Source organism: Acidimicrobiia bacterium (assembly GCA_040880805.1).
Classification (GTDB): Bacteria; Actinomycetota; Acidimicrobiia; order IMCC26256; family DASPTH01; genus DASPTH01.
In genome coordinates this window covers 42,903-49,437 of sequence record JBBDHW010000003.1, presented here as the reverse complement: position 1 = coordinate 49,437, position 6,535 = coordinate 42,903, and the positions used below count along the sequence as shown (strand labels likewise).

Genomic DNA, 6,535 nt, shown 5'->3' with positions numbered 1-6,535 from the left:
CGTCAGAAATAGGTTCCTCGGAACGCATGACGCCCTTGCAGTACAACGGTTCTGACCCGTAGGCCGGCGGCTCGGGCGGTCTCGGGCACACGTCGACTGCGCTTCTCCGACAGAAATCCTTCAGAAATACGTTCCGCGGAACGCCGGCCCCATGCGGTGCCCTCGGCAGCCCGTTCGGCCTCCGCGATGCGTTCCGCGGAACGCATCGACCCCTTGCGGGACAAGGGTTCCGGTCGTAGAATCGAACAGACGTTCGCACTTCCCCGTGCTCCCAGGAGGCAACTGATGGAACAGCGGGAAGTCACCATGGAACAGGCGTTGCCCGAGGCGCTGGTCACCGAGCGGCTCGAGGCAGAGATCACCACGCTCGCGGCACATCTCACCGCGGCGGAGTGCCGATGGCTCCTGCTGGTCGCCGAGTTCGACCGGCGCGAGGCCTGGCTCCAGTGGGGGTGTCGCACGTGCGCGTTCTGGCTGAACTGGAAATGTGGGCTCGACATCCGTTCCGCGCAGGAGAAGCTGCGCGTCGCGCGTGCGCTCGATGCGTTACCCCTCGTCACCGAGGCGTTCGCGGCGGGCCGGCTGAGTTACTCGAAGGTGAGGGCGATCACGCGCATCGCGACGCCGGAGAACGAGGAGGCGATGGTCGACCTGGCGCTGCACGCGACGGCGGCACACGTCGAGTCGGTGGTGCGGGCCTACCGCGGAGTGTTGTCACGGGAGGAGGAGACCGAGCGAGCGGTCACGCGGCGTGCCAACCGTTCGCATCAGTTCGACTGGGACGACGAGGATCTGTTGGCAGGCCACTACCGGCTCACACCCGAGGACGGCGCAGTGTTCATGGCCGCGGTCGACGCCGCGGCCGAGCAGGTCCGTGCCGAGAATCCCGACGTGGGCTACGGCGTATCGCTCGCCGACGCATTGTTGGTGATGGCCGAGTCGTACCTCGCGAACGGGCCTGCAGCTCGCAAGAGCGGAGACCGGTATCAAGTGGTCGTGAGCGTCGACGGTGACGTACTGGCCTTCGACACTGACGGCGAATGCGTGGTGCACAACGGGCCCGCGCTCGCAGCGGAGACGGCGCGTCGGTTGTCGTGCGACGCGTCGGCGGTGCTGATGGTCCGCGGCCCGACGGGTGAAGTCCTCGACGTCGGCCGCAAGACCCGCACGATCCCTCCGGCGATCAAGCGAGCGCTCCGGGCTCGCGACACCACGTGTCGCTGGCCGGGTTGTCACGAGACACGCTTCCTCGACGGCCACCACGGAATCCACTGGTGTCACCTCGGCCCAACCAGGCTGACCAACCTCGTGCATCTCTGCTGGCACCACCACTTCCTCGTGCACGAGGGCGGTTGGAAGCTCGAGATCCTCGGTGACGGTTCGTTGCGCATCGCCGACCCCAACGGCACGGAGTTGGGCGCGGCACCGACCTACTGGATCGGCGCCGACGAAGCGGGCATCGTGCAACACAACGAGGAGCGCGGGCTCGACATCGACGACATGACGGGTATCCCTCGTTGGTACGGCGAGTCACTCGACCTCGATCATGCGATCACCGCGTTGCTCTCGCTCCGTGATCCGGCCTTCGCAACGTATGAACTCGCACCAGCATGTCGACCCGTAGAAGTTCCATGATCCCCACGGGCGCGTTCGGTACGATTTCGGGCGGGTTGGTCCACGAAGGAGGGCATGCTGTGACGCGCGATTCGGGTGATCCGCGCTTCGCGGTACCCCTCTACACCATCGCGGAAGCAGCAAGGTTTCTGCGCGTCCCCCGAACGACGCTCGCGACGTGGGCGCACGGCTACGAACGCGCTCGTCCCAGCCGGAAACTGATCTCGAGCGATGCGATCGTCACGTCGATTCCAGCGGCCAAGGGTGAGCCCCAGATTCCATTCGGCGGCCTTGCGGAGGCCATGGTTCTGGCGGCCATGCGACGGGCGGGTGTCTCTCTCCAGCACATCCGCGCCGCCGTCGCAGTGCTGTCGGGCGAGCTCGGGATCGAACACGCGCTTGCCTCGAAGCGGCTCTACACAGACGGAGCACAGCTCCTCTACGACTACGCCGAGCGTGAGCGCGAAGAAGAGTTGGAGAACCTCACGATCGTCGTGTCGGGCCAGCGAGTGTTCGGCGGCGTCGTGAAGGACTATCTCGAGCGAATCGCCTACGCCAACGATGGTTGGGCGAATCGCGTCGTGTTGCCGATGACCGATCGCGCGATCGTCGAGGCCGACCCCGCCCGATCCTTTGGGCAACCGATCTTCGTCGAGGGCGCGGCGCGTCTCGAGGACGTCGTCGATCGCTGGAAAGCGGGCGAGCCGCTCGCAGAGGTCGCGGCCGACTTCGGCGTTCCGGTGGCTGACATCGAGGACGTGCTGCGTGCCACCCTCCCCGTCGCCGCTTGAGTTCTTCCTCGATCGGTCCTTGGGCCGCCACGTCGTCGCGGATGTACTTCGCGGCGCCGGCATGACGGTGCACGCGCAGGAGATCGAGGAGGTTCAGACTGCCCGCGAAAAGTCGCTAATCTCCGAGCAGAGAGAAAGGCAGCGCCTTGGAACGTACCAGCACGACTCTGCGTGTTCCTGGTGCTCTGCGGCATCCGCTGAATTTGCTGCGTGCCGAGGACAGGGAGGGCGGCGACGCCCGTGAGTCCGGGTGAGCGCAGAGCCGCGAGACCCTGCTCCTGATCCCGCGAAGTTACGTCGGGAGTGGGATGAGCGGAAGCGTAAAATCCGCGAGCTCGGGGACGAAGAAGCTATCCAGCGAATGGAAGAGCTGGACATGGCGGCGAAAGATGATCCAGCGTTCTGGGACAACCATCCTTCGGTGCTGGAACAGCTCAGCGATCACTTGAAGCGACTCGGCGTCGACAAGTAGCACAGCCCTCGGTGGACTGGCTCGTACACCTCGACGACGATGCTTACGTGCGGTGGGTACAGGTCGCTCAACCCACTGAGGCCGTCGAACTGGCGATGGTCGTTTGGCTGGTACGCCTGGAAGAAGCGGGGCCACCATCCATCACTCGCGATTCATCGCGTGGATATGCCGTCGCAGATGGGCCGCACGATGAGGAGATCGAGTTCTTCGTGATTCCGCGACCTTTGATGGTTGTGCAGCGGCCGCCGTGGGGCCTGATAGCAATACTCAGCATCAGTTAGTTCTGCTGAACATGCAATGAGTTCGTCCAGCAGCGCAAGACGCATGATGTCTTGCTGAATACGCATACGTAGAGGTGCGATGAGCGACACCAGCGGACTCGTGCAGCGGTTGTGGAACTACTGCAACGTGTTGCGCGACGACGGGCTGTCCTACGGCGACTACCTCGAGCAGCTCACGTACCTGCTGTTCCTGAAGATGGCCGACGAGCAGACCCGTCCGCCGTTCTCGCGGCCCGCGGTCGTGCCGGCCGGGCTCGACTGGGCCTCGTTGATCGACGTCGACGGCGACGAGCTGGAGGTGCAGTACCGGCACGTGCTCACCGAGCTGGGCCGGCAGCCCGGCACCCTCGGAGTGATCTTCCGCAAGGCCCAGAACCGCATCCAGGATCCCGCGAAGCTGCGGCGGCTCGTCGTCGACCTGATCGACCGAGAGGAGTGGATGACCCTCGACGCAGATGTGAAGGGCGACGCCTACGAAGGTCTGCTCCAGAAGAACGCGGAGGACACCAAGACCGGTGCCGGCCAGTACTTCACCCCGCGCGCGCTCATCCGCGGCATCGTCGACGTGATGCGACCGGAGCCCGGGGTGACGCTCTGCGACCCGGCGTGCGGGACTGGTGGTTTCTTCCTCGCCGCGTACGAGTTCATGGCGCGGGATCCTCACCTCGATCCCGAGCAGCGCCGTTTTCTTCGTGATTCGGCGTTCCACGGTTGGGAGATCGTCGACAACACCGCGCGCCTGTGTGCGATGAACCTCTTGCTGCACGGGATCGGTTCACCCGAAGCGAACAGTCCGATCCGGGTCGAGGACGCCCTTGCGGGTGATCCCGGCGAACGATTCGGCATGGTGCTCACCAATCCGCCGTTCGGGAAGAAGTCGTCGATCACGGTCGTGAGCTCCGACGGGGAGTCCCAGCGTGAGACGCTCACGTACTACCGCGACGACTTCTGGGCCACCACCTCGAACAAGCAGCTCAACTTCGTCCAGCACGTCAAGACGCTGCTCGAGATCGGTGGCCGCGCAGCGGTTGTCGTGCCCGACAACGTCCTCTTCGAAGGTGGCGCCGGAGAGACCGTCCGACGGAAGCTGCTCCACGATTGCGAGGTGCACACGCTGCTGCGGCTGCCGACCGGTGTGTTCTACGCGCAGGGTGTGAAGGCGAACGTGCTGTTCTTCGACCGGAAGCCCGCCTCCGAGACTCCCTGGACGCGCGAGTTGTGGGTCTACGACCTGCGCACGAACCAGCACTTCACCCTCAAGGAGAACCCATTGCGGAGGGAGGATCTCGACGACTTCGTCGAGCGCTTCCAGCCCGAGAGTCGCTACGAGCGCGCCGAGAGCGACCGGTTCCGCAGGTTCACCTACGACGAGCTCATGCAGCGCGACAAGGCGAGCCTCGACGTGTTCTGGCTCCGGGACGAGTCGCTCGACGATGGCGAGAACCTGCCGTCGCCCGAGGTGCTGGCCGCCGAGATCGTGGAGGATTTGGAAGCGGCCCTGGCGCAGTTCGCGGAGGTCGTGGAGACAATCTCCACGCATGCCGAGCGAGCCTCCGATGAACTCTGATCCGCACCTGGCCGCGTGGAGGACGACAATGGGGGCATGCACGCGGCGGCGATGAGCTTCGAGCTCCACATTCCGGCCAGCCGGTCGCTGAAGGCGAAGCGCGCCGCCATTCGCCCGATCGTCGACGGGATGCGCCACCGGTTCCGCATCTCGGTGGCCGAGGTCGACCACCAGAACCAGTGGCAGCGGGCCACGATCGCAGTGGCGGTGGTGGCGGAGAGCGAGGGCCGGGTGCGGGAGCTCCTCGACGCCGCGGAGCGATTCGTAGCGGGCGCGCCCGACGTCGAGCTGCTCCGTTGCGAGATCGGTTGGCTCGAGCCGGAGGACGCGTAGTGGTGCATCGGGGGTCCGTCCGGCGGTACTCGCGTATGGCCCGCGTGAACGAGGTCGTGCGCGAGACCATCGCCGACGAGCTCGAGCGGCTCTCGGATCCGCGGCTCGGCTTCGTGACCGTCACCGGCGTCGACGTGAGTCCGGATCTCCGGCACGCGACGGTTTACTATTCCGCGCTCGAATCGCGCCCGGAAGCGCCGAAGCGCCGGCGGTCACGGCGCGCTGGGCAGGAACGTCTCGCGGAGGTGGACGTGACAGCCGAAGAGCCGATGACGAAGGAGCAGGTCGACTTCAAGGAGCGGAGCCGAGCGGCCCTGCGTTCTGCCGCCCCCCACCTGCGCACCGAGCTCGGTCGTCAGGTTCGGCTGAAGTACACCCCGGAGCTCACGTTCCTCGAAGACCCCGCGATCGAGCAGGGACAACGTATCGAGGCGATCATCCGGGAGCTGCACGCGCGCGAAGACCAGAGTCGGGCGAGCGAGTGACCGAAGTCGACACCGCGCTCACGCGCGCTGCGCAGGTCATCGATGGAGCTGGAGTCGTCGCGCTCGCGTGCCACGTCAATCCCGACGGCGACGCGCTCGGCTCGATGCTCGGGCTGTTCCACGTGTTGCGCGCGGCCGGGCGCGACGTGGTCGCATCGTTCCCGCCGCCGTTCGTCGTGGCGCCGCACTACCGCGGGCTCCCGGGGCTCGACCTGCTCACGAAGCCGGACGACTTTCCCGTCGAACCCGACGTGATGGTCACCTTCGACTGCGGCTCGCTCGGTCGTCTCGGCGATCTCCAGGCGGCCGCGGAGGCAGCGCACGAGCTCGTCGTCCTCGACCACCACGTCTCGAACACGCGGTACGGAACGATCAACGTCATCGATCCCGACGCTGCGGCGAGCGGTGTGCTCGTCCGCCGTCTCGTCCACGAGCTCGGGCTCGCGCTCGACGATCCGGCCGCGGTCTCGCTGTATGCAGCCCTCGTGTGCGATACGGGGCGCTTCCAATACGACACCACCACCCCGGCGGTTTTCGATCTCGCACGCGAGCTCGTCGAGTTCGACGTGCCGGTCTCGCGTCTCTCCCGGCAGCTCTTCGAGGAGCACCGATTCGCCTACCTCCAGCTCCTCTCGGAGGCGCTCGCGAACGCGCAGCTCGATGTCGAGCGACGGTTCGTCTGGACCGCGGTCAGGCAGGAGATGCTCGAGCGGCACGACGTCACGCTCGAGGAGGCCGAGGGTCTCATCGATGTCTTGCGGCGCACCACCGAGGCCGAGGTCACCTGCGTGCTCAAGGAGGAGACGAGCGGCGCATTCCGCGTGAGCCTGCGCTCCCTCGGTGATGTCGACGTGCAGGCGATCGCGGCGAACCATGGCGGCGGTGGCCACCGGTTCGCGGCAGGCTTCGAGTCCACGCTCGGTGTCGACGACCTGGTCGCCCAGATCCGCGACGCGCTCTGACCGCGCCTGCGAGCCAGTCGATGGAAAGCC

7 protein-coding genes are annotated in these 6,535 nt (G+C 66.2%); all 7 read left to right on the top strand.

Annotated elements, in window-relative coordinates:
• The first annotated feature begins 285 nt into the window (after positions 1 to 285).
• The 7 genes from WD271_00800 (at position 286) to WD271_00770 (ending at position 6,505) form a co-directional block, all read left to right on the top strand.
• The gene (locus WD271_00800; GenBank protein MEX1006366.1) at positions 286 to 1,635 is read left to right on the top strand and encodes a DUF222 domain-containing protein; all 1,350 of its coding nucleotides are present in this window, start codon (positions 286 to 288) and stop codon (positions 1,633 to 1,635) included.
• Between the two features lie 59 nt (positions 1,636 to 1,694).
• A complete protein-coding gene (locus WD271_00795) occupies positions 1,695 to 2,405 on the top strand; it encodes a DUF433 domain-containing protein (GenBank protein ID MEX1006365.1) in 711 nt (236 codons plus the stop codon).
• A gap of 483 nt (positions 2,406 to 2,888) precedes the next feature.
• Positions 2,889 to 3,158 (top strand): hypothetical protein, encoded by a 270-nt coding sequence (locus tag WD271_00790; protein MEX1006364.1) that lies wholly within the window; start codon positions 2,889 to 2,891, stop codon positions 3,156 to 3,158.
• A gap of 79 nt (positions 3,159 to 3,237) precedes the next feature.
• Positions 3,238 to 4,725: a class I SAM-dependent DNA methyltransferase gene (locus WD271_00785; protein ID MEX1006363.1), complete on the top strand. Its 1,488-nt coding sequence runs from the start codon at positions 3,238 to 3,240 to the stop codon at positions 4,723 to 4,725.
• Between the two features lie 36 nt (positions 4,726 to 4,761).
• Positions 4,762 to 5,058: a DUF503 domain-containing protein gene (locus WD271_00780; GenBank protein MEX1006362.1), complete on the top strand. Its 297-nt coding sequence runs from the start codon at positions 4,762 to 4,764 to the stop codon at positions 5,056 to 5,058.
• A gap of 35 nt (positions 5,059 to 5,093) precedes the next feature.
• Positions 5,094 to 5,543 (top strand): ribosome-binding factor A, encoded by a 450-nt coding sequence (locus WD271_00775; protein MEX1006361.1) that lies wholly within the window; start codon positions 5,094 to 5,096, stop codon positions 5,541 to 5,543.
• Complete coding sequence (locus tag WD271_00770; protein MEX1006360.1) at positions 5,540 to 6,505, top strand: bifunctional oligoribonuclease/PAP phosphatase NrnA; 966 nt, start codon at positions 5,540 to 5,542, stop codon at positions 6,503 to 6,505. The genes WD271_00775 and WD271_00770 overlap by 4 nt, the downstream gene beginning before the upstream one ends.
• Positions 6,506 to 6,535: the final 30 nt, after the last annotated feature.